Below are 806 nucleotides of genomic sequence, written 5' to 3' on the forward strand. Positions count from 1 at the left end.
TTCTTTCAAAGCCTCGACGCAGAACCCCGCGTCCGTCCGGCATAGTCCTCAGACCTATGGCGGCCTCATGCCGAACTGTTCGAGAGCCGCCAGCTCAGCACCTTCCGGCTGTGCCAATCCATGATGGCCACGAGATAGAGAAACCCCCGGCGCATCGGGATGTAGCTGATGTCAGCACACCAGACCTGGTTAGGTCGGGGGATGGGTAAGTCCTTCAGAAGATATGGATATATCTTGTGCTCCGGGTGCTTCTTGCTGGTCTTCGGTTCCTGGTAGATAGGCACCAACCGCATGAGCTGCATCAGCCGCCGCACACGATGTCGGCCGCATTTATGTCCCKCGCGAGCCAAGTGCCGGACCATCTGGCGTGAGCCATACCATGGCGTCTCGAGGAACTGACRATCGATGATTTCCATGAACTTCAGGTTCTCGGGGCTTTCCCCACGCGGCTGGTAGTAGAGGGTTGAGCGTGCCAGTGACAGCAGGCTGCATTGCCGYCGGACGCTGAGATCGGGATGGTCTTTCTTCACCGCTTTTTGCCTCCAGTGCCGGGGATGAGACTGGAGGCTTCCAACAAAAAATCCCGTTCCACGACCAGCTGCCCGATTTTGGCGTGCAGCTTTCCGACCTCTGCCGCCGATATCGTCGGCTCCGCGGTCGCCTGGCCGGTGAAGGCCTGTGCCATGTTCTCAATCGCGGTCCGTTTCCAGCCGCTGATCATGGTAGGGTGGMTGTCATACTTCTTGGCCAGCTCGGCCGTCGTCAGCTCCTCGCGGATGGCTTCCAAAGCCACCTTCGCCTTGAAC

Annotated in this window: 1 pseudogene; it reads right to left on the bottom strand. The window is 59.1% G+C overall.

The annotated features are described in order from the left end of the window. Positions 1-74 precede the first annotated feature (74 nt). Positions 75-806 (bottom strand): annotated as a pseudogene (locus tag FEV53_RS21820) (IS3 family transposase); the annotation flags it as partial.

The sequence above is a fragment of the Palleronia caenipelagi genome (assembly GCF_007004065.1).
GTDB classification, from domain to species: domain Bacteria; phylum Pseudomonadota; class Alphaproteobacteria; order Rhodobacterales; family Rhodobacteraceae; genus Palleronia; species Palleronia caenipelagi.